This window comes from Bartonella sp. P12B, assembly GCF_055796185.1.
Map to the genome: position 1 here is coordinate 346,245 of NZ_JBTTDI010000001.1, position 22,157 is coordinate 368,401.

Genomic DNA, 22,157 nt, shown 5'->3' on the forward strand with positions numbered 1-22,157 from the left:
AACATGATGAGGCTGGTTTTAAAGGGCACTCAAAATGTTGCGGGGAATGTCTTACAGGGTCAAGGGATGCGGATGCTAGAAAGAGAAGAGGAGGGGATCAAAAGTCCCCAAAAGGGTGGAAAAGGCTCTTTCTACTGCGTGACAAGTTTGACCTTTGACCCTATCCGTAAAATTTGGGTTGGAGAGAGGCCATTGAGAATGCGAAAGAGTTTTTCTTTCTCTGTGCTACAGAGCATCTGATTGGCAAGGCTTGCAACGCTTTCGCCCTGTTTAACGCGTACAATACGGATTCTTAAAGGTTTCAGTTTTTTTAACTGTAAGGATGAAAGGGGCTGAAAACTTTCTACCGCCTTTTGAGCAACCGCTGCAAAATTTTCAGAATCATGGGGCGCTGCTGTCAGAAAACGAAAAACGTGATGGTTGAGGAGAATGACAGTTATATCAAATTGCCATTGCTTATTGGTTGCGCGGGCATGAGCTCCAGAAAGATCTCGAATCATAATTGGCTCAACAGACGATTCATCAAGTCCTGCAATCCATCCACTTTTTAAATAATCACTCGCAGACAGTGCAAGAGGATTTGGTAAAGCATCAAAGCGAATGGCAATTTTATCTGGACTGCTGGCCCAAACAATGTGTGCTGAATTTTCTATTGTAAAATTGTCTGGAACGGAAAAAGTTATGCGCAGTTGCGGGTGAATAAATTGGTTTCCTCTTACAAAACCTGTCTGAAAGCTCCCTCCAAAAATCATACCATCAATGCTTTTGAGAAAAAAATCACGATCCGTTCTTCCCTTGTTCTTGGCGCTGATTCTGCGTGCTTTTTCCATGGCAAGATGAATCCGTTGTGGTGTGGTTGGATGGCTTGTTAGAAAGTCTAATGAGGCATTTTTTGTGCCTGAGATTTTACGAAAATCACTATAGGCTTCCATTGATTGAAGAAAACGCGGAGAAGCAAATGGATCATACCCTGCTTGTTTGAGCATTTCTAATGCAAGCGAATCAGCTTGTAATTCCTGATCGCGTGAAAATTGCGCAAGTTGCTGCTTATTTTCAAGGGGATTGTAGGATTTTCTTGCGGCATGGGAAGGAAGGGGGGATGACAGGTGGTTTGCCATCTTCAATTCGGCTTGCTTTTTAAGGCGTAAAATACCGTGATGGGCAGTAATATGCGCTATCTCATGGGCTAAAATTGCTGCAACTTCTGAAGAATCATTGGCCAATGACAGCATGCCACGCGTGATGTAAATAAAACCGCTTGGTAATGCAAATGCGTTGACGCTTTCGGAGTTTAAAATGGTGACAAAATAGCGTTGGTGAGAATTGCGGGATACGGTTGTGAGTTTCTGCACAATATCTGCCAGCAGGCGCTCAAGTTTTGCATCATGATAGGCACCGCCATAGATTTGTAAAATACGTGGGTGTTGTATCGTGCTTAATGTGACATAGATATTATGGTTGCTGGCATATTTAGTCCCAGAAGAATCTGAAGAATAAGGCATCTTGTTTTGGGAAATGTTCGTATGACAAGCGGAAAGGAGAAGTGTTAAGCTGATGAGGATTCTAGACATTTTTCTGTGAAAAGAAAAATTTCGTTGAAAAATTGAGTGCCAGAAAAGAGGGTGCTTTTGACAATTATAATTATTATGCACTTTGTTTTCTGAGTGTCTTTTGGCAAATTTCATTTGTCTCTTGTATGTGTTTTTAGAATAAAGGAGCTTTTAGGGTGAGGATTTTTTCGCCTATAGCATGGTTAGTGTTGATAAAAAACGGCATTTTTATAAAAAATTTATAAAATTGCTCTAAAAAGAGACCTTACGAAAGGCAGAGTATGGGATGACAACATTTACAATATTGTTAAATGGAGATGTTTGTGTCACTGATCGTTTGTGCAATCAAATTCGCAACAGTCGTGTGATTGCTGCTGATGGTGGAATGCGTCATGCAGCAGTTTTGAATGTCATGCCTGAGTTGTGGATGGGGGATTTCGATTCCTCTGATCAGGATTTAAGAGACAAATATCGTCATGTTCCTTGTGAGGTCTTTCCCGCTGATAAAGATATGACCGATAGTGCTCTCGCTTGTGAGAGAGCGTTACAAAAGGGTGCTACGCAAATTATCCTATGCGGGGCTTTGCAAGGAGAAAGAACAGACCATGGCCTTTCTCATATGATGCAAGCATTGGTGATGGCAGAAAAAGGCATTTCAGTCTTATTAACCAGTGGTCTTGAAGAAGGGTGGCCCCTTTTACCAAAACCTTTTTCATGTGATTTGCCTAATGGTTGCTTATTTAGTATCATCGGTTTTACAGACTTGCATGGATTAACACTTACAGGTGTAAAATGGCCAATTTATGGTAAAACTGTGTCTTTTGGGTCATCTTTGACACTTTCTAACCGTATTTGTGGAACCTTTTCTTGCGATTTAGGTTTTGGAAAAGCTATATTATTGGCGTCTGTACCTCTTTCATAAAGCTCTTCCGGTATATTTGAATAAGGCAGAGGGGGGCATCGTGATGAAGGACCGGCATGAATGATATATTTAATATATTGATTTTGAGAAGGAGAGTTTTTATATGTTGAAATCGATTTTGAAAATAGCTGTTGTTTCAGCTCTTGGTCTCAGTACAGTGGCATGTACGACGACTGATCAACGTGTTGCCGGTTATGGCGTGGGAGGTGCTGCAATTGGCGCCTTGGCAGGAACAGCAATTGCTGGAAGTACACCTGGAGCAGCGTTAACCGGTGCAGCATTTGGTGCTCTTGCCGGAACAGTAACGGGGGCTGCTGTAAATCAGCAAAAACAACAAAGACAGGTTGTGGTTCAGCAGTCATCAATGTGCACATATCGCAATCAGAGAGGTCAGATTTACCAAGCACCTTGTGCTCAGAGAATACGGGCACCACAGACAAAACGTACGCCAAAATTGTGCGTTTACCATGATGCAAGAGGGGTGATGTATAAGGCACCTTGTCATCATCGTCACGCTCATTAATGTCGGTGCCGCTGTTGCGGCTTGACCGCATTTTCCTAACTTTTGGGATGAATCCCTTGCTTGACCAAGCTTGCTTGTCGGTTGAGCAAGGGGCGCGTATTGCGTTGGTAGGTCGTAATGGTTGTGGAAAATCAACGCTGTTAAAAATTGCCGCTGGTGTGAGAGAGCCTAGTGGGGGTGAGATTTTTCGCCACCCGCGGGTCACTGTGCGTTATGTTTCGCAAAATCCTGATTGTTTAGGTTTTGAAGATGTTCATGCCTTTGTGGAAGATGGTCTGGACAATGCACCTGATAGACAATGGGTCAATACCTTACGCACCAATCTTGGTTTTTCAGGAACAGAAAAGTTGACAACGCTTTCTGGGGGTGAAAAACGGCGCGTGTCTTTATTACGAGCTCTTGCGGCAAAACCAGATATTCTTCTCTTAGATGAGCCAACCAACCATCTTGATCTTCCAACGATTGAATGGCTTGAAGGCGCTCTCTATGCTCTGCCTTCAGCAATTGTGGTGATTTCCCATGATCGGCGATTTTTAGAAAATGTGACACGGTCAATCGTGTGGCTTGATCGTGGTATGACCAAAAGACTGGAAATGCGTTTTTCGCAGTTTGAAAATTGGCGCGATAAGGCGCTTGAAGAAGAAGCGCGAGATCACCATAAATTGGCACGACAAATTATACGTGAGGAACAATGGTTGCGTTATGGGGTGACGGCACGGCGTAAACGCAATGTACGCCGTTTGGGAGAATTAAAAGAGCTGCGACAGAGGCATCAAACCTATAAAGGGCAACCGGGAAATGCACTTTTGACAGCTTCTAAAAGCCATGATTCTGGTCAATTGGTGCTCGAAGCAAAGCGAATTACAAAATCTTATGGCGATCGTGTTATTGTAAAAGATTTCTCTTTGCGGATTCAGCGCGGGGATCGTATCGGTTTGATTGGTCCAAATGGTATTGGAAAGACAACATTGCTTTCTACTTTGATCGGTAAGGAGCCGGTCGATAGTGGTATGGTAAAGCATGGATATAATCTTTCCATGGCGCTACTTGATCAACAGCGGACTTTAAATGAAGAAGAAACGTTAGCGCATTATCTAACCGATGGGAGGGGCGAGACGCTTGTGATCAATGGGAAAGAACGCCATGTTGTTTCTTATATGAAAGACTTTTTGTTTTTACCCGAACAAGCACGCACTCCACTCAAAGAATTTTCAGGGGGAGAAAGAGCGCGCATCATTCTTGCTCGTCTTCTTTCACGTCCCGCAAACTTTTTAATTCTCGATGAACCGACCAATGATTTGGATATGGAAACATTGGATTTGTTGCAAGAGTTTATTGCCGATTTTACTGGAACAGTGTTGCTGGTTAGTCATGACAGAGATTTCTTAGATCGAACTGTAACGCACATGTTGGCGCCACAAGGGGATGGTCAGTGGATCTTATATGCTGGCGGTTATAGTGATATGATCGCACAAAATAAGCAAGCTGCACTGCTAGGGCGCAAAGAGAAAGAATTCTCACACTCTAAAGTGCTAGCAAATCTTCGTTCGCAGGAGCAGGCAACATCCCTCTCATCATCAAATCATTGTCTTGTGGAGCGGGAGAAAATAAAACCACGTAAATTGTCTTATAAGCAGGTTTATGCGCTGGAAAAGTTGCCTGAACAAATCGCTGCTTTGCAGGACGAAATCAAAAAAATTGAACAAGAACTCTCTGATCCAGCACTCTATTGCAATGATAAAGAGCGCTTTGAACGCTTGTCAACAACACTGGAAGAGAAGAAAAAGGCTTGTGCGCAAAAAGAAGAAGAATGGTTGGAATTGGAACTATTGCGCGAAGACATAGAATGTGTGAAGTTATAAACGCTATAGCGTTATTTCAAGAAGATTGTAATAGATTTAGGTGGGGGGATCTCTTTCACTGTAAATTTGTTTTTTGCTTTGTTCTTTGTGAGGGAGGGGCGTGGAGTGGAGAAGAAGTTTGTGCGCAAAAGAGAAAAAGAGTGGCTGGCGTTTGGTTTTTTATGCGAGGGTCGTAGAAAGAGACTGAATATGCAAAGATAGTGAAAAAGACAAGTCTTGTTGAGTTTTATAAAACTTGCATGGTATCATCTTTCAACATCCGGTAAAAATACCTTAATATGCTTTATTCTGCTTTCTTGGCGGCTTTATACGCATCATTAATTCGTGAGGTGAGAATGTGATTCCTCCATTGATCAGAAATCATCAGATAATCTTTCGATAGCTTTCTTTCTCAAAACCAAGATGTTCCAACAAAATTCTACTTCTGGTGTTTTCCGGTAGAGTGTTTGCCATCACTCTATGGAGGTGAATAACATCAAAGATATGAAGGATCAAAGCAGATAAAGCTTCGAACATGAAGCCTTTGCCTTGGTGCTTTTCATCTAGAGAAAAGCCAAGATGATAGGCTTGAAAAACACCACGCACAATATTTGTAAAATTAACGACACCGATGATTGCCCTTTCATTTTTCAATCGTACGGCATATCGGTATGCTCGCCCTTGTGCACTCTCACAAGCAAATGTATTTGCTCGCGTCTTCCAAGCTGTTAGGGTGTTATAATCATCAGATTTTAGTGGTTCGAGTGGACGAAGAAAGTCTGCATTACGCAAATAATAGGAAGACAGTTCATTAGCATCTTCACCATTGATTAATGTGGAAATTGTTCGTTTTGTTTTGATTGCCATGGTCTTCTTTTTTCTCATTTGCGTTAATGAAGAGGTTCTTTTATGGAACACTCTTTTTCTTTGGCTGCAATATATTGATTTATAACGATAATTCATCGTTTTTCAACTTGTATCATAACCCCAAATATTGTAAGATTTTCTCATCTCATCTCATTTCAAATCATTTCATTTTGTATCAATTAAAGTCACTTACTTGCACGCCATAAGCGGGGTTATTGTGTGGGTAGAAAACCGTTTAGAAAGGAACAAAAATGCCTCTTATGAATCGTCTGAATAGCAAGGGCTGTCGCAACATTGGGGGCTGGTAAAGAGTATGATGGTGCTGGCTTGCACCTTCATAAGTATAAAGATGGTGGTGCTCAATGGCTTTACCGCTATACCCTCCACGGGCGGTGTCGTGAAATGGGCTTGAGGGCTTTAAGAAATATCTCTTTAAAAAAGACCGTGAATGTGCAACTGGGTGGCGTTCTGTTACGGCTTAGAGGACTTCCTTTTATGCCCGATTTGCTCGTTTACGAGAATGTTATACGAATGGGAGCGTTCAAGGGTTGCCAATGCGTGTCAACTTGTAATGCATCGATTGTAATGTGCAAAATGTTGGTGCTGTGTTTCGCCTTTTAATTTGGACCAATACTGGTGATCAATGTCTTGACACCCATCTGTTTTCTTAAATATCCTTTCTCAATGACTGATCGAAAGAGAAGAATCCTTCTGGGTGTAAGGGACATTATACGGTTTTCTATACTCTCGATTCTCGATCCTTTCTTAAAGATTTATGGTTAAATTGTCTGGTGGACTATCGATATTTTCTTCATAAGTTGCGCAAATTGCTAACATTTCTGGTAGAAATTCCTGTTCATTATCGATTTTTGGCATTTTTCATTCTCTCTTCATTTTGAGAAAATATTTCATGTCCTCAACGGTGTTTATTACTCCACCAGACAATCGGAAGCCCTCTTTTTCCATTCGTTCATGGGCTTCTCGTTCACGAAACTCGTGACAGTGCTGTTAAGAAAAAGAAAAATTCTTGTGAACGAAAAGAAGAAGAACGGTTGGAACTTAAACTTTTCTGGGTAAAGAAACGCTATTACGTTAATTCATGCCCAGCGCATTTTTATAAAGCTGGATGACTGCTTCTTCTTCCATTCGTTCATGCTCTTCTTTTTTACGCAATCTTATAATGCTTCGAACAGCTTTACTATCAAAACCAGAGCCTTTAAGTTCAGCATAAACCTCTTTAATATCATCAGAAATGGTTTTTTTCTCTTCTTCTAGCCGTTCAATTCGTTCGATAAAAGCACGTAATTGGTTTACGGATATAGCGTGGGTTTGATCAGTCACTGTATTATTCATTGCATTTTTCTCCGGAGTCTTTGTTTTAAGTTGTTTTTTCGACGATAAATTTGTTTGGAAAAGCTTGAAAAACAAAACGTGACTCAAGCTGTACACTTTCTTACAAGTTGACTTTAAACATTTTGTAAAAGTTTAAGATCTTTACAGGGATAAAAAGGCTATAAAAGGTACAAAAGAATAAAAATATCTCTGTACACACTTAAAAGGTGCTTGAAAAAGAGCAGAAAAGGACTGTATGTTTTGTTTGAAGAGCTTACGTCATATGAGTGGTTTTGTGATTTCTCAAAAACAGCAGTGGATATTTCAGAGAGGATTGAGGGTTTTTCTTTTGAGCATTCTGCTCTCCTTTTCCCTTGTTTTTTTTGCAAAAGCTGACTTTAGAGTTTGTAATACGACTCAGCAGTCTGTTGGTGTTGCTCTTGGTTATCGGACACTTAAAGGATGGGTGAGCGAAGGGTGGTGGACGGTCCCAGTGACAGAGTGTAAAACTTTAATTGAGGGACCTTTGTCTTCACGCTTTTATTATTTTTATGCGGAGGGAGCTCAGAAAAAAGGAAGTTGGTCTGGCTCTGTAACGATGTGTGTGCAAGATAGCCAATTTACCATTCAAGGGGTTCATGATTGTTTCCCTAGAGGCTATCAAAAGGCTGAATTTAAGGAAATTGATACAGGCAATCAAACCAGTTGGATGGTGCAGTTAACCGAAGAGGCTTTGTTCAATGATTCGGTTGTAAATTCCCCCCCTCTTTCAGGAGATTCTCCACCGTGAAGCGTGCACGTAAAGTGAAAATTATTGCAACTCTTGGGCCTTCTTCTTTTTCTCGTACCATGATTGAAAAGCTCTTTAGAGCAGGAGCGGATGTTTTTCGTCTGAATATGAGTCATACCGACCCTGAAACAATGGGAGAGGTGGTGAAGCGAATACGAGAGGTCGAACAAATCGTTCGGCGCCCCATTGGTATTTTAGTGGATTTACAGGGACCAAAATTGCGTATTGGCTGTTTTGCTAAGGGGCAAGAGGATTTGCACGTGGGGCAAAGCTTTACATTAGAGAGTCGTGATGTCCTTGGTGATGCGCACCGTGTCTTTTTCCCACACAAGGAGGTCTTTGCCGCTGTTAAACCAGGGGATCGGCTGTTGATTGATGATGGAAAGCTGGAACTGTGTGCACAAGTGTGTGATGGTCATTCACTTGTCTGCCGTGTGGTTGCTGGAACCCGTATTTCTGATCGAAAAGGGGTTAGTTTTCCTGATACGGTTTTGCCTTTTGGTTCCATAACGCCAAAAGATATGGCTGATCTCCAAGCTGTTTTGCAACAGCCTGTAGATTGGGTCGCCCTTTCTTTTATCCAGCGTCCAGAAGATATTCTAGAAGTGCGCCGATTGACAAAAGGCAAAGTGTCTTTGATGGCTAAAATCGAAAAACCTCAAGCTTTGGAGCACATAGAAAAAATTATTGATGTTTCCGATGGGATTATGATTGCACGGGGTGATCTCGGTGTGGAAATGCCCCTAGAAAGGGTTCCTGCATTGCAGATGGAACTCATAAAAGCTTGCCGTTTAGTGGGAAAACCTGTTGTGGTGGCAACACAAATGCTTGAATCAATGATTACCTCTTCTGTTCCAACGCGGGCAGAGGTCTCTGATGTTGCTACAGCCGTTTATGCGGGAAGCGATGCTGTAATGTTATCAGCGGAATCAGCTTCTGGTCTTTATCCTGAAGAAGCTGTGCTTATGATGGACAGAATTGCCCGACAAATCGAACAAGATCCTACTTATGAGGCGCAGATGGGTGCTCAGCATCCTGTTCCTCAGTCAACAGGAACGGATGCGATTTCTCTTGCGGCGCGTCAGATTGCCGAAACACTCCAATTAACAGCCATTGTTGCTTATACTGCATCCGGCACAACGGGTGTGCGGGCATCTCGTGAGCGTCCAAATACCCCCATTATTGCCTTATCGCCCATCGTGGAGACAGCGCGGCGCTTGGCTTTAATTTGGGGGCTTCATTGTGTGGTTGCGCAAGATGCACGAGATTTGGAAGATATGGTTGATCGTGCGGCCGCCCTTGCTTTTCAAGAAGGCTTTTGCCAAGGAGGGGATCGGTTTCTTGTGACAGCCGGTGTTCCCCTTGGCACACCGGGTGCTACAAACCTCTTGCGGATTGCTTCTGTCTGTGAAGATGGGACAAAGGCGGTTTAACGAGAACTTGTTAGCGTGATGCTTTTTTATGAGCGTCCAAATACCCCCCCATTATTGCCTTATCGCCCATTGTGGCAACAGCGCGGCGCTTGGCTTTAATTTGGGGGCTTCTCTTCGTGTAGTTGCGCAAGATGCACGAGATTTGGAAGAGAGGGTTGAACGTGCGGCCGCCCTTGCTTTTCAAGAAGGCTTTTGCCAAGGAGGAGATTCGTTCTTGAATGGGTTATGGAATGTGAATGGGTAAAGACCGATAAAAAGAGTGGAATGGTTCATGATGCCCATTGCTCTGTTGTTGAAATGAGTGGCAAACTTGCTTCTCCATTGGAACGGTTTCAAAGGGTTTTTATTGTGAATTGAGAAACAATGAAAATTGTTAAAAACCTTCCAAAATTGGAAATAAGAAAAACTGAAGAGTCTGATGAAGTATGCTTGCTCATAATATCTTTTCTCTTATGAAAATGATGCGATGGTTCGTGAGAGATCGGGGTCTTGTGATAGCAGCTTTTCCCCTTGGTGCTCCCCGTGCTACAAATCTCTTGCGTGCTGTTTTCTGTCTTTTATGATGGAAAAAAGTTGTTTAAATGTTTGTGCACAATGCTCTGCGCTCCTTGGAGGAGATCCTCTATGGGATAAGCTCTTTGATGTGCTTTTAGTGTTTTATGCTGGAAGCAATACTATGGCTTTATCTGCTTATTGCTGTTGCAATTTGCACGATTCTTTTCCACTCATGTCTCTGGTCACTTTAAGAACTGATGGGCTTTTATGAATTTTCTTGTTCTTGAACACCAAGAGTGTTTTGGTCATCTTGAAGCAATTGATTGGTAAGTTTTTCAATGCGCTCCGTTGTATCTCGCATAATTTTTCCCATAGTGCGATCTCTTTCATTATGGAGGCGTAAAAGAGCTTCATAATCTTCTTGTAGTTTTCTATTTTCTCGTTTTATTTCCTCCATTTCATCAAGTATCATAATACCAGCCATAACCGATAAACGGTGGTCACCGATTTCACCAAAATTGGTCTTCAGATGGGTGATATATTGATCTAATCGAGCTGCAAGCTCAATGAGATGTTGTTCTTGTCCTTTATCGCAAGCCATGCGATAAACTTTACCATCAATGGTAACGGAAACTGTTTCCATACGTTCAAACCTTTATCTATCAATGACAACACGAATCGTTTCCATCGCTTTAATTAAACGTTTAGAAACTTCTTTATTGACCGCCTCTAGTCGTTCAACTTGGGCTTCGGCTTTATCAAGCGCTTGGGCAAGATGACTACGATCAGCATTCATGCGCTGAATTTCCTCTTCCCATTCGTTGGTTTTATCAATAACAGCATTGCGGTTTATAATGGTGATCTCTAAGGTTCTTAGTGCTTTTTCTAATCTCTCTAAAGCGTAGGGTAGAACCGTAGTTTCTTGGTTCATGATGCTTTCATCCTTTGGGTAATTGGATCCCTTATAGTTTTTATAAAAAACGAATCACTCGTTTTCTTCTCTTGCGTGAATTTCATTTTTAAATATGTAGGACATTTTAGCAAGCAAAGCAGGGAAGTTCTGTTAATTAAAAGCTGGATTTTTTGAGAGTATTGGCATAAATGGTATGGGTATCAAGAGGCGTGAGAGAAATGTTATGCGTGTCACTGAAGTGGTAAAGAAATCTCAAGCTGGTGATGAGAAGAAAGAGTTTTTCTCAAAAATTTAAGAGAATTAAAAGAGCAAAAATATAACCTATTTAAGGAAATGGTCTATTATTCATGACAAATACCGAACAACAAAATCAGATGGCCAATGCTATCCGTTTTCTTGCAATTGACGCGATTGAAAAAGCAAATTCTGGTCATCCTGGTTTGCCAATGGGGGCGGCTGATATTGCTACCGTTCTTTATACCAAGTTCTTTGCTCATGATCCTAAAAACCCTCATTGGCCAAACCGTGATCGTTTCGTGTTGTCTGCTGGCCATGGCTCTATGTTACTTTATGCTTTGCTGTATCTTTCTGGTTATGAAGATATCTGCCTTGAAGATCTGAAAAACTTTCGCCAACTAGGGTCAAAGCTTGCTGGGCATCCAGAATATGGGCATGCGGCTGGAGTTGAAACAACGACGGGGCCTCTTGGACAGGGATTGGCAAATGCCGTGGGAATGGCACTTGGTGAGCGTTTGCAAAATGCACGTTTTGGCGATCTTATCAACCATTATACTTATGCGTTGGTTGGTGATGGGTGCCTCATGGAAGGGATTTCTCAAGAAGCACTTTCCCTTGCCGGCCATTTAAAACTTAATAAGCTTATCGTGTTGTGGGACGATAATAATATTTCCATCGATGGAGCAATTTCTCTTGCTGAGAGTACAGATCAGATGGCACGTTTTAAAGCTTCTGGGTGGAATGTACACAAAGTTGATGGACATGATCAAGCAGCAATTGCGCGGGCTCTTGAAGCCGCACGCGATTCTGATAAACCAACCTTAATTGCTTGTAAAACAACCATTGGTTTTGGAGCACCAACTAAAGCAGGGACCAGTAAAGTTCATGGTTCTCCGTTGGGGGCACGAGAAATTGCTGAAACCCGTATCGCTTTGGGATGGGAGGCAGAGCCTTTCGTTATTCCAGCCGATATTCTCGATAATTGGCGCTTGGCTGGTCTTAATGCTGCTAAAAGGCGGCAAAGGTGGGAAGAAAAATTTGCCGATCTTCCTGTCGAAGAACGGCTCGAATTTGAAAGGTTGATGCGGGGCGATCTGTTAAGCGGATTCGATGGGGCTATTGATGCTTATAAACAGCAACTCGTTGAAGAGCGTCCTGTTGTTGCTACCCGTAAAGCTTCAGAGATGGCTCTTGAAGTTATTAATGAGGTTGTTACTGAGACTATTGGTGGTTCGGCTGATTTAACAGGGTCCAATAATACAAAGACAAGTCAGATGGAAAGCATTTCTGCTGAAGATTTTTCAGGGCGTTATCTCCATTATGGAATTCGTGAACATGCCATGGGTGCTGTGATGAATGGTCTTGCTCTTCATGGGGGCTTTATTCCTTATGGTGGAAGCTTTTTATGCTTTTCTGATTATATGCGCCCTGCTATGCGACTCTCATCTTTGATGGGATTGCGGGTCATTTATGTCATGACCCATGATTCCATTGGTCTTGGTGAGGATGGTCCAACCCATCAACCCGTGGAGCATTTGGCTTCCTTGCGGGCAATGCCTAATCATCTTGTTTTCCGCCCTGCTGATGCTATGGAAACAGTGGAATGCTGGCAATTGGCTTTGAAAGCACGAAAAACACCTTCTACTTTGGCTTTGAGCCGACAAAATTTACCCCTCTTGCGTCAAGAGTATGAAGAAGAAAATCTTTGTATGCTTGGTGCTTATGAATTGTTGACTGCAAGTGATGATGCGAAAGTAACATTGTTTGCTTCCGGATCAGAATTACAAATTGCTGTAAAAGCCCATGCTCTCTTAGAAGAAAAAGGAATCCCAACGCGTGTTGTTTCCGTGCCTTGTTTTGAACTCTTTGCTCAGCAATCTCTCTCCTATCAGAATGCTCTTATTGGAGAGGCACCAGTTAAAATTGCCATTGAAGCTGCTGTTCGCCAAGGATGGGACCGTTTTATTGGATGTGATGGGGTGTTTATCGGTATGGAGGGCTTTGGCGCAAGCGGAACAATTGATGCGCTTTATGCACATTTCAATATCACTTGTGAGAATGTGGTTGCTACTGTTGAAAAAGAGCTTGAAAAGATCGATAAGGAAAATGTGAAAGGATGATTCACAGGGCAATGGATGGGGTTGATGAGAGTGAGTGCAAAATATTACACTCATTTTTGTGGATTTTGTGATTGATCAAGATGTTGAAGGTGTGGCTGCTCATCATTTGGGATTATTGGAAAGAATGCCCATTTGTTGCACTAAAAGATCGATAAGGAAAATGTGGAATGACTGTTCGTGTAGCAATTAATGGGTTTGGTCGTATTGGGCGTAATATCTTGCGTGCCATTGTGGAAAGTGGCCGAAAAGATATTGAAGTTGTGGCTATTAATGATTTGGGATCGGTGGAAACCAATGCCCATTTGTTGCGCTATGATTCAGTGCATGGACGTTTCCCTGGTTGCGTTAAGGTTGTTGGTGATGCTCTTGATGTTGAAGGTCGTGTGATAAAGGTGTTGGCAGAGCGTGATCCAGCACAATTGCCTTGGAAAGCTCTGGGGATCGATATCGCTTTGGAATGTACAGGGCTTTTTACCGCACGTGACAAAGCAAGTGCGCACTTAGAAGCTGGGGCAAAGCGTGTTCTTGTTTCTGCTCCTTCTGAAGGAGCAGATCTTACCGTGGTCTATGGCGTTAATCACCAGTCTTTGAAGAAAGAGCACCTCGTTGTTTCCAATGCTTCTTGTACAACCAATTGCTTGGCGCCTGTTGCGCAAGTTTTGCACAACACGGTGGGGATTGAAAAGGGCTTTATGACGACAATTCATTCTTATACAGGTGATCAACCTGTGTTGGATACAATGCATCGTGATCTTTATCGTGCCCGTGCGGCAGCTCTTTCGATGATCCCTACCTCAACAGGGGCTGCCAAAGCTGTGGGGCTGGTTTTACCAGAATTAAAAGGGTTGCTTGATGGGGTGTCAATTCGTGTGCCAACCCCTAATGTTTCCGTGGTTGATTTGACATTTACCGCTAAGCGTTCCACAACCGTTGAAGAAATTAATACGGCTATTGCCATTGCTGCACAAGGTTCCCTCAAGGGAATTTTAGACACGACAGAGGAAAAGCTTGTCAGCTGTGATTTTAATCATAATCCACATTCAGCTATTTTCCACAATGATCAAACGAAGGTGATTGATGGTCAGCTTTGTCGTGTGCTGGTTTGGTACGATAACGAATGGGGGTTTTCAAACCGCATGAGTGATACAGCCGTCGCTTTTGCTAAAACAATATAAGAGGATCTTTAGATCCTCTTTTTTTATAAAAGGAAAATTTTATAAGAGTCTTGAAGCATAGTCTTTTTGAAAAAACAGGAGAGATTATCCCTCGTTAAAGATTATTCTTTGTGCGTTAAAAAAATGTTGTCTGAGGTGATGAGGGTGGTATCTTTTCACGCGATGGGTAATTTTTTAAACTGCATGAAAGAGCAGGGGTTGCAAGAGTTAAGACTTGAATGCGGTAGAGCTTGAGAAAATAAAAGATGCTAATCCCTTTGTATAAAATAAAGTGGATGAAGAGAAAGTTAAGCCGGTGCGTTTTTGGTTGAAACAACGATAAGTGAAGAGGAAGCTGTGATGGATTTTCGTACACTTGATGATGTTGATGTCGCTGGGAAACGCGTTCTTGTGCGGGTCGATTTTAACGTACCTATGGCTAAGGGGAAGGTTTGTGATCAGACACGTCTCAAACGACATAAAGAGACACTGGTTGAATTGCAAAGACGTGGTGCTAAGATTATTCTTCTTTCCCATTGTGGGCGCCCCAAGGGAAAGGTGGAACCAGAATTCTCTCTATACCCTGTTGTCGAAGCGCTGGAGAAAATAATTGGTCAGCCGGTCGCTTTTGCTTCAGATTGTCTTGGTCCATCAGCGCAGATGGCAATTGAGTCCTTGCAAGATGGTGGGATTTTGCTCCTTGAAAATGTACGCTTTTATTCAGGAGAAGAAAAAAACGATTGTTCGTTCGCTGAAGCTTTAGCACAGCATGGTGATCTCTATGTGAATGATGCTTTTTCAGTCTCTCATCGTGCCCATGCTTCGGTGGAGGGAATAACGCATTTATTACCTTCCTATGCAGGACGTTCTTTGCAAAGTGAATTGCAGGCTTTAGAAAAAGGCCTTGGTCATCCAGCCCGTCCAGTGGTTGCACTTGTTGGAGGCGCAAAGGTTTCTAGTAAGCTTTTTGTCCTTAATCATTTGGTGGAAAAGGTCAATCATTTGGTGATTGGTGGTGGTATGGCCAACAGTTTTTTAGCAGCACAAGGCGTGCATGTTGGAAAATCACTGTGTGAACATGCCCTCATGGAAACGGTTAAAAAAATTGTTGAAAAAGCACAACAATGCCAATGCACAATTCTACTTCCCGTGGATGCAATCGTTGGATTTCGCTTTGAAAAAAATGCGCCACATCGTCTTTATGATCTTAGTGATATCCCTGAGGAGGGCATGATTCTCGATATTGGGACACGTTCCATTGCGCATATCAATGCTGTGATTGATGAAGCGGCTACCTTGGTGTGGAATGGACCGCTTGGGGTTTTTGAAATGCCCCCCTTTGATCAAGGCACGATTGCCGTTGCACGTCATGCAGCACAACGGAGTGTGGCAGGGAAATTGGTTTCCATTGCTGGAGGAGGAGATACGGTTTTTGCACTCAATCATGCTGGTGTTGCGGATGATTTTACTTATCTTTCGACAGCTGGAGGTGCTTTTTTAGAGTGGATGGAAGGGAAAATCCTTCCTGGTATCCTTGCCCTTATGCAGGCTTAAAGGGGTTGTGTGAACGAAAAATTTAAATTGTATATCGGTTAGGAGCAGTGGTCATGCTGCTCAGTTTTGAAAATGAAGAGAGAAGAATGAGGAATGTTTTATGAAGGAACGTCTTGAAGATATCGCACTTGCTCTGGTGAGTACGGGTAAGGGGATTTTGGCTGCCGATGAAAGTACGGCAACAATTGGAAAGCGTTTTGCAAGCATTGGTGTTGAATCCAATGAGGATAATCGTCGTGCTTATCGTGAGATGCTTTTTAGCGCAAAAGAAGCCATGGAAAGCGCGATCTCTGGTGTTATCTTATTTGATGAAACCATTCGTCAAAAAGCATCGTCTGGGCAAATGTTGACAGATCTTATTTGTGAGGCAGGTGCTCTACCCGGTATTAAGGTTGATAGTGGGGCGAAACCCTTGGCAGCTTTTCCTCACGAAACAATTACAGAAGGATTGGATGGTCTGCGTGAGCGTTTAAAAGACTATTATGCCTTAGGAGCACGTTTTGCTAAATGGCGGGCGGTCATTGCAATTGATGCACATACACTGCCAACAAGAGGGGCAATAAGGCAAAATGCACAAGCTCTCGCGCGCTATGCTGCTTTGTGTCAGGAAGCCGGACTTGTGCCGATCGTTGAACCGGAAGTACTGATGGATGGGGTCTCATGTCAGCATTCTATTGCGCGCTGCTTTGAGGTAACACATGCTGTCTTACAGGCGGTGTTTAAAGAATTGTTTGAGGCACGGGTTGTCTTGGAGGGTATGATTTTAAAACCCAATATGGTGATTGATGGAAAAGAGGCACGCCATGCTTCTATTGAAGAAGTAGCGGAAAAAACGGTGCAGGTTCTTAAACAAACTGTTCCTGCTGCTGTTCCAGGAATTGCTTTTCTCTCTGGAGGGCAGTCTGATCAGGAAGCAACGGCGCATTTGTCGGCTATGAATGCTTTGGGTGTGTTGCCTTGGAAATTGACCTTTTCTTATGGACGGGCTTTGCAAGCTGCTGCCCTAAAGGCATGGGGTGGAAAAGTTGAAAATCTTGCTGCTGCACAAAAAGCCTTTTATCATCGGGCGCGAATGAACCATTTGGCTGCTTTGGGGCAATGGACAAAAGAGCATGAGCACTCTTGTGCTTGAAGAATAAGTTCTGTGCTTGAATGCGGGGGGACTTTGTATATTTGGGCGTGATTTATGAGACCCTCATCATGATAAAAATGATGGGGGACGTGTTGATTTTGAAAGTTTTCTCAGAGAATTTTTCTAGGCATTTTTAATGTCGTTATGGGGGCTGTCGAGAGATATGATTGGGGAAGGGAAGAGTTTTCTTTAAAGTCAATTTATCAATGAGCGGCATCATGGCAATGTATTGATTTATAATGATATATCGTTATTCCTATTGAATTAGAATCCTGAAGACCCTAAGATTCTCTCATTTCAATCCTATTTATGATGAATCAAAGCAAATTCTTCCCTTGTCCGTTACAAGTGGGGTTTCCGTGTGGATAAAAAACTCTAAAGAAAAGAGTAAAAATGTTTCTTATGAAACGTCTGAATAGTGAGAGCTGTTGCATCGGTGGGGGATTGTTCCGTGAGGCGCGTTATTGCTTTTTAAGGGGAGATCTAGAAGTTATTATCATCTTGAAAAATTTGCTCTTATGGTCTTTTTCTTCTTTATGCTACCATTGTTGATCATCAGAACGAGTCATTCGATTACAGTTTTTTAGTGAAAATTTATAAAGTTTTCTTGCCTTTTGTGGTGCTATTATTATCAATAACTCATTTTATAGGGTTGTATCTTGAAAATGGGGGGGCTGTGAACGGTATATCTGCTGAGAAGATAAACAGCGAAGAAAAAAATCCAGACGCAAAACAGAGCCTTTTTTTAAAAATAATGCGAAAAACGCTCAAGATAATGCGTATAATATTAGTGTGGATATTTAAAATAATACGGAGAATATTAGCTTTTCTCTTAAGACAACTGCTTTTTATCATTTTTTTTATCATGTTATTATTTCGTGGACCAATTCATGCTGCACTAAATTTCTTTGCGGGTGGTTTTTTTTTGACGTGCTTATTTTTTATTTTTGGATATTACTTAGAACGCCGTGACGCAACAGCAGATCATGCCGGTATATCGCTTACATTAATAACAGCGATTGGCGAAGGCGTTATGTCTGTTTTCTGCATGTATGCGAGTTGGGGGTATGACGCTCTCTTACTCCGTTTAGTACCGCCTGGATATGAGCTTAAACTCTTTGACTAAATTGAGGAGCTTACTTTCGTTTGCACGTGGCTTTATTAAAAATGAAAGGCTTTTTGCTTTTCAAAAGTTTATGAATGTTCACTAAAGTGATGCTCTCAGATCGATGCTTTATGAAGTGATTAATAGGCTATGGTTTTGAAGATTGAAGAACCCCTTACAGTGCGGTACCCTCCTTGCTTCAGAAGAAAACGGCTTATCCCCTTTTTATGGGGTTGCGAAATCATGCTATAAAGGGGATGATCGTGGTTTCTCAAGGGCTCTTTGAGAATGCGTTATAGAGAAAAAATATCTGATTTTTCTCTATAGGGAATAAAGTTTCATTCTATCGTGTAATGATATGCAATAGAAACAATTATAATGATAGGATTAAAGATAAAGGGCAAAGCCTTTTACAAGGCTGAGATGATAAAAGGAGTTTAAATCCTCTCTGTTTAAAAACTACAATGGAGGGGGCTCTTGATGTCGCTCTATCACTCAATGGTTTTGAATGACCGGTCCCTTTAATTTTATCCGTTAAAAGCTGATCTTGAAGGCTGTTGGTTAATGAGTGTAAAGGGAAATTTGTACAGAATGTATGATCATTGTTTGCGGATGTTTTTAGCTGGTTCATTATAAAATTATGTCGTTCGTAAGGTACACAAAAGCTGTAAGAAGCTAAAAGATATTAAAGGATTTTTGTTTTTTCATTATACTATGGGGTATTATAGGAGGGGGATGTCACATGTTTCTAAAAAGTTTCGGTTACCATCTTTACCATCTCCTTTTAGTTCAGATTTACGAATTTCAAAAGTATCTAAAGCGATATCTTTTAGATAATGGAGATTACGCATTGCCTCACACTTTTGTTTGTCACGTTCTTTAATAGAGTCACGACCCTCATGCAAAACAGAATACCCTTGTGTTGCACATTCATGGGCTTTTTAAAGAGATATCTCTTAAAGCCGCCAAACCCATTTCACGACAGCGCCCGTGAACGGTATAGCGTAAAAGCCATAGAGCACCACCATCTTTACACTTGTAAAGGTACAAGCCGAGCCCCATCATATTCTTTACTAGCCCCCAATGTTGCGACAGCCTTTGCGACGATTCATAAGAGGCATTTTTACTTCTTTCTTTAGAGTTTTTTACCCACACGATACCCCGCTTATGGTGTGCAAGTAAGTGACTTTAATTGATATAAAATGAAATGATTTGAGATGAGAGAATCTTACAATATTCGGGGGTCTCGTTCAACAGGTAAAATGATGAATTATCGTTATAAATTAATATCTTGTACCCATTTAAAAGGGCATGAAAAGTTCTTATGGCTATCAAGAGAAAAGGTGATTGATATCATTGCTTTTCCCCTTTGGAAGATTGTATAAAACAATCTTTCTTTTTTAACATTCTTTTCATGGTTAAAAATGGACTGGCTTCTTGCTATGAGCAATTGTTCTCTGCGCGTTTTGGGGTCTTTTAATGAAAAGAAAATATTTACAGGGTCAATACCAATATATGCTAAGAAACCTAAACGATTTTTGGCTGGAGAGAGCCACCCACCGCGATCTCTGAGGGGTTGAGATCTTTTTGTGGGTGCATTGTTCTCTCATATTTTGAGGGGGCTTTTTGCTTTTCGCATCGTTGCGGTTTATACTACTCTCATTAGCTTTTTGTCTCTTGAGAGAGCTTTTAATAAACTGTTAACTGTAAAAGTTCTAGAAATACATTCTTCTCGAAGTTTATAACAGACTTAACCCTTTAAAGAACCAAGCACCCTAAGAAAGTTTTTGAATCGTTCACAATCAAACGAAGGCTTTTATAAGCCAAGACTGCCGAAACGATTTTTGAATTTAGAGACACGACCACCGCGGTCTACGAGGGTTTGAGATCCACCTGTCCAAGCGGGATGGGTTCTTGGATCAATATCGAGATTAAGGACATCACCTTCTTTTCCCCAAGTGGAGCGTGTCGTATATTGGGTGCCATCCGTCATAACAACGGTAATCCTGTGATAGTCTGGATGAATGTTCGTTTTCATGGGGCAAACCTTTTACGTTTATAAAATGAAATGGCACTTTTTCACTTTTTAAGTGCGTTTCTATTTTCTTTTTGATAAGTTGATTAAGTACTTCTCCTATAACTGAGCACGCATCAAAAAACAAGTGTTCAAGATACATCCATTGCATCAAGTGTTATAGATAACGTTATTAAGTGAGCGAAATCCTATGAATTTTTTCAATCATTCAGAAAAATCTGTAAAACCCTCCACATCGAAGCCTTCATTGTCTTCGCTTGCAACGTTTAGTCCTTATTTTGTGCGCTATCGTTGGTTGTTTATCTTTGCTTTTCTTGCTTTGACGGTTGCTGCTCTTGTCACATTAGCCTTGCCTGTTTCTATCGGAAAAATGTTTGATCATGGTTTTTCTACTTCAAGCCATGGTCATATCAATTTTTATTTTTTTATTTTATTTGTCTTAGCTTTGATTCTGGCACTTGCTTCTGCTTGCCGCTATTATTGTGTCATCACCTTGGGAGAACGCATTGTTGCCGATTTACGGCGTGATGTTTTTGTCCATATTATGAAACTTTCCTCTGATTTTTTTGATCAATCTCATTCTGGTGAACTTGTTTCAAGGCTGCTTACCGATACAACGCAAATAAAATTAGCCGTTGGCTCAACTGCTTCTACCGCTTTACGCCATCTGATTGTGATAATCGGCGCAATCGTGATGATGGTGATCACCAATGCTAAATTATCGGCGCTGGTGCTACTTGCTATTCCCTTTGTTGCTATTCCATTGGTTGTTTTTGGGCGCAAAGTTCGTACACGCACACGTGCGGCGCAAGATCGTGTCGCTGATGCTAATGCTTTGGCAACGGAACAGATCAGTGCTATTCGTACTGTACAGTCCTTTACTGCTGAGAAACTCGTTGCGACACGTTTTTCAAAGTTGATTGAACGTGCTTTTCAGACAGCACGGGCTTCTGTAATCTTGCGTTCCTTTTTTACTGGTTTTGCGATTTTTCTGGTTTTTAGTAGTGTGGTTGCTGTTTTATGGATTGGCTCACGAGATGTTTTGAATGGTGTCATGACGGCAGGAACTTTAGGTCAATTTGTTCTCTATGCCGTTTTTGGAGCGACTACTTTTGCACAATTATCGGAATTGGGCGCAGAACTCATACAAGCGGCAGGGGCTGCTGAACGGCTTGCTGAATTGTTAGCAGAACAGCCCACCATTGCAACGCCAAAAGTTCCGCTACCATTGGCACAGCCTGTGCAAGGAGCAGTTGTTTTTGATCAAGTGGATTTTAGTTATTTTTCTAGACCACAGGAAAAGATTTTGCGCTCTCTTTCCTTTTCTATCAAAGCGGGAGAAACGGTTGCTTTTGTTGGTGCTTCTGGGGCGGGTAAAAGCACACTTTTTTCTTTAATCCTTCGTTTTTATGATCCAATAAACGGAAAAATCCGCTTTGATGGTGTGGACATAAACCGCCTTTCTCTTCAAGATTTACGAAGCTCAATTTCTTATGTTCCGCAGGAGGTTGCTATTTTTGACGGCACATTGCGCGATAATATTGCTTTTGGTACTGAAAATATCCATGAAGAGCAAATTATTGCTGCTGCTAAAGCTGCCAATGCACTCGAGTTTATTGAAGCGTTACAAAAAGGTTTTGATACCCAAGTGGGAGAGCGCGGTATTATGCTTTCTGGTGGGCAAAAACAACGTATTGGTATTGCTCGGGCGATTTTAAGAAACGCACCCCTGTTGCTGCTAGATGAAGCAACTTCAGCTTTAGATGCCAATAGTGAAAAATTGGTACAAGAAGCTTTAGAGGGATTGATGCAAAATCGTACAACCTTGGTCATTGCACACCGCTTAGCAACGATTTTGAAAGCAGATCGCATCTTGGTGATGGATAAGGGTGTGATCGTTGAAGAAGGGACACATACACAACTTGTTGCAAAAAATGGGGTCTATGCGCACCTAGCGAAACTGCAATTTGCACACGAATAAGTTTTCTTATTAAGATCAGCTTTTATCGTTTTACTGCTGCTGTTCTCTTGCGGCTTGAGGAGGGGGCTGTTGTTGGGAAAATCCATCGTTCGGTAATAAAACATGCCTTTTCCGGATTTGAGAAGCTCAGAATGTCTTCTTGAGATGTGTCCAGCTTATCTAGCGGTATTGTT

Annotated in this window: 17 protein-coding genes and 4 pseudogenes; 14 read left to right on the forward strand and 7 right to left on the reverse strand. The window is 41.8% G+C overall.

Going from position 1 to position 22,157, the window contains the following annotated elements; genetic code table 11:
* Positions 1 to 131: 131 nt before the first annotated feature.
* Positions 132 to 1,685, reverse strand: a complete 1,554-nt coding sequence (locus AC0QT1_RS01455; protein ID WP_473201487.1) for a M48 family metalloprotease — start codon at positions 1,683 to 1,685, stop codon at positions 132 to 134.
* Between the two features lie 151 nt (positions 1,686 to 1,836).
* Between AC0QT1_RS01455 and AC0QT1_RS01460 the strand changes: the two genes are divergently transcribed.
* From AC0QT1_RS01460 to AC0QT1_RS01470, 3 genes are all read left to right on the forward strand, one after another.
* The gene (locus AC0QT1_RS01460) at positions 1,837 to 2,472 is read left to right on the forward strand and encodes a thiamine diphosphokinase (RefSeq protein WP_473199748.1); all 636 of its coding nucleotides are present in this window, start codon (positions 1,837 to 1,839) and stop codon (positions 2,470 to 2,472) included.
* A 103-nt stretch (positions 2,473 to 2,575) separates the two neighbouring features.
* Entirely contained in the window at positions 2,576 to 2,995 is a 420-nt protein-coding gene (locus AC0QT1_RS01465) for a hypothetical protein (RefSeq protein ID WP_473201488.1), read from the forward strand.
* Entirely contained in the window at positions 2,995 to 4,857 is a 1,863-nt protein-coding gene (locus tag AC0QT1_RS01470; protein ID WP_473201515.1) for an ABC-F family ATP-binding cassette domain-containing protein, read from the forward strand. The genes AC0QT1_RS01465 and AC0QT1_RS01470 overlap by 1 nt, the downstream gene beginning before the upstream one ends.
* A gap of 283 nt (positions 4,858 to 5,140) precedes the next feature.
* On the opposite strand, the pseudogene AC0QT1_RS01475 reads toward AC0QT1_RS01470, so the two are convergent.
* Positions 5,141 to 5,703 (reverse strand): annotated as a pseudogene (locus tag AC0QT1_RS01475) (GNAT family N-acetyltransferase).
* 251 nt (positions 5,704 to 5,954) lie between these two features.
* On the opposite strand from AC0QT1_RS01475, the pseudogene AC0QT1_RS01480 reads away from it, so the two are divergent.
* Positions 5,955 to 6,176 (forward strand): annotated as a pseudogene (locus AC0QT1_RS01480) (Arm DNA-binding domain-containing protein); the annotation flags it as partial.
* Positions 6,177 to 6,795: 619 nt separating this feature from the next.
* Here the strand turns inward: AC0QT1_RS01480 and AC0QT1_RS01485 are convergent.
* The gene (locus AC0QT1_RS01485) at positions 6,796 to 7,056 is read right to left on the reverse strand and encodes a DUF2312 domain-containing protein (protein ID WP_473201489.1); all 261 of its coding nucleotides are present in this window, start codon (positions 7,054 to 7,056) and stop codon (positions 6,796 to 6,798) included.
* 235 nt (positions 7,057 to 7,291) lie between these two features.
* Between AC0QT1_RS01485 and AC0QT1_RS01490 the strand changes: the two genes are divergently transcribed.
* The 4 genes and pseudogenes from AC0QT1_RS01490 to AC0QT1_RS01505 all read left to right on the forward strand — a co-directional run.
* Entirely contained in the window at positions 7,292 to 7,825 is a 534-nt protein-coding gene (locus AC0QT1_RS01490) for a DUF1036 domain-containing protein (RefSeq protein ID WP_473201490.1), read from the forward strand.
* Entirely contained in the window at positions 7,822 to 9,258 is a 1,437-nt protein-coding gene (gene pyk / locus AC0QT1_RS01495) for a pyruvate kinase (RefSeq protein ID WP_473201491.1), read from the forward strand. Before AC0QT1_RS01490 ends, pyk begins: the two co-directional genes overlap by 4 nt.
* Positions 9,259 to 9,286: 28 nt before the next feature.
* The gene (locus AC0QT1_RS01500) at positions 9,287 to 9,502 is read left to right on the forward strand and encodes a hypothetical protein (protein WP_473201492.1); all 216 of its coding nucleotides are present in this window, start codon (positions 9,287 to 9,289) and stop codon (positions 9,500 to 9,502) included.
* A pseudogene (locus AC0QT1_RS01505) lies at positions 9,472 to 9,714 on the forward strand (hypothetical protein); the annotation flags it as partial. The gene AC0QT1_RS01500 and the pseudogene AC0QT1_RS01505, both read left to right, overlap by 31 nt.
* Before the next feature lie 304 nt (positions 9,715 to 10,018).
* Here AC0QT1_RS01505 and AC0QT1_RS01510 read toward each other — a convergent pair.
* A complete protein-coding gene (locus AC0QT1_RS01510; protein WP_473201493.1) occupies positions 10,019 to 10,396 on the reverse strand; it encodes a cell division protein ZapA in 378 nt (125 codons plus the stop codon).
* 12 nt (positions 10,397 to 10,408) lie between these two features.
* Positions 10,409 to 10,684 (reverse strand): DUF4164 domain-containing protein, encoded by a 276-nt coding sequence (locus AC0QT1_RS01515; RefSeq protein ID WP_473199741.1) that lies wholly within the window; start codon positions 10,682 to 10,684, stop codon positions 10,409 to 10,411.
* A 329-nt stretch (positions 10,685 to 11,013) separates the two neighbouring features.
* Between AC0QT1_RS01515 and tkt the strand changes: the two genes are divergently transcribed.
* From tkt to AC0QT1_RS01540, 5 genes are all read left to right on the forward strand, one after another.
* Positions 11,014 to 13,023, forward strand: coding sequence for a transketolase (tkt, locus tag AC0QT1_RS01520; RefSeq protein WP_473201494.1), 2,010 nt, complete (start codon positions 11,014 to 11,016; stop codon positions 13,021 to 13,023).
* Between the two features lie 167 nt (positions 13,024 to 13,190).
* Positions 13,191 to 14,198, forward strand: a complete 1,008-nt coding sequence (gap, locus tag AC0QT1_RS01525) for a type I glyceraldehyde-3-phosphate dehydrogenase (RefSeq protein ID WP_473199739.1) — start codon at positions 13,191 to 13,193, stop codon at positions 14,196 to 14,198.
* 339 nt (positions 14,199 to 14,537) lie between these two features.
* Entirely contained in the window at positions 14,538 to 15,731 is a 1,194-nt protein-coding gene (locus AC0QT1_RS01530) for a phosphoglycerate kinase (protein ID WP_473200008.1), read from the forward strand.
* Between the two features lie 100 nt (positions 15,732 to 15,831).
* Complete coding sequence (locus AC0QT1_RS01535) at positions 15,832 to 16,863, forward strand: class I fructose-bisphosphate aldolase (RefSeq protein WP_473199738.1); 1,032 nt, start codon at positions 15,832 to 15,834, stop codon at positions 16,861 to 16,863.
* Positions 16,864 to 17,449: 586 nt separating this feature from the next.
* A complete protein-coding gene (locus tag AC0QT1_RS01540) occupies positions 17,450 to 17,989 on the forward strand; it encodes a hypothetical protein (RefSeq protein WP_473201495.1) in 540 nt (179 codons plus the stop codon).
* Positions 17,990 to 18,729: 740 nt separating this feature from the next.
* Here the strand turns inward: AC0QT1_RS01540 and AC0QT1_RS01545 are convergent.
* A pseudogene (locus AC0QT1_RS01545) lies at positions 18,730 to 19,089 on the reverse strand (Arm DNA-binding domain-containing protein); the annotation flags it as partial.
* A 695-nt stretch (positions 19,090 to 19,784) separates the two neighbouring features.
* Positions 19,785 to 20,006 carry a 50S ribosomal protein L31 gene (gene rpmE / locus AC0QT1_RS01550; RefSeq protein ID WP_473199736.1) on the reverse strand — a complete coding sequence of 74 codons (222 nt, stop codon included), beginning with the start codon at positions 20,004 to 20,006 and terminating at the stop codon, positions 19,785 to 19,787.
* A 187-nt stretch (positions 20,007 to 20,193) separates the two neighbouring features.
* Between rpmE and AC0QT1_RS01555 the strand changes: the two genes are divergently transcribed.
* On the forward strand, positions 20,194 to 21,984 hold the full coding sequence (locus AC0QT1_RS01555; RefSeq protein WP_473201496.1) for an ABC transporter transmembrane domain-containing protein: 1,791 nt from the start codon (positions 20,194 to 20,196) through the stop codon (positions 21,982 to 21,984).
* Positions 21,985 to 22,157 lie beyond the last annotated feature (173 nt).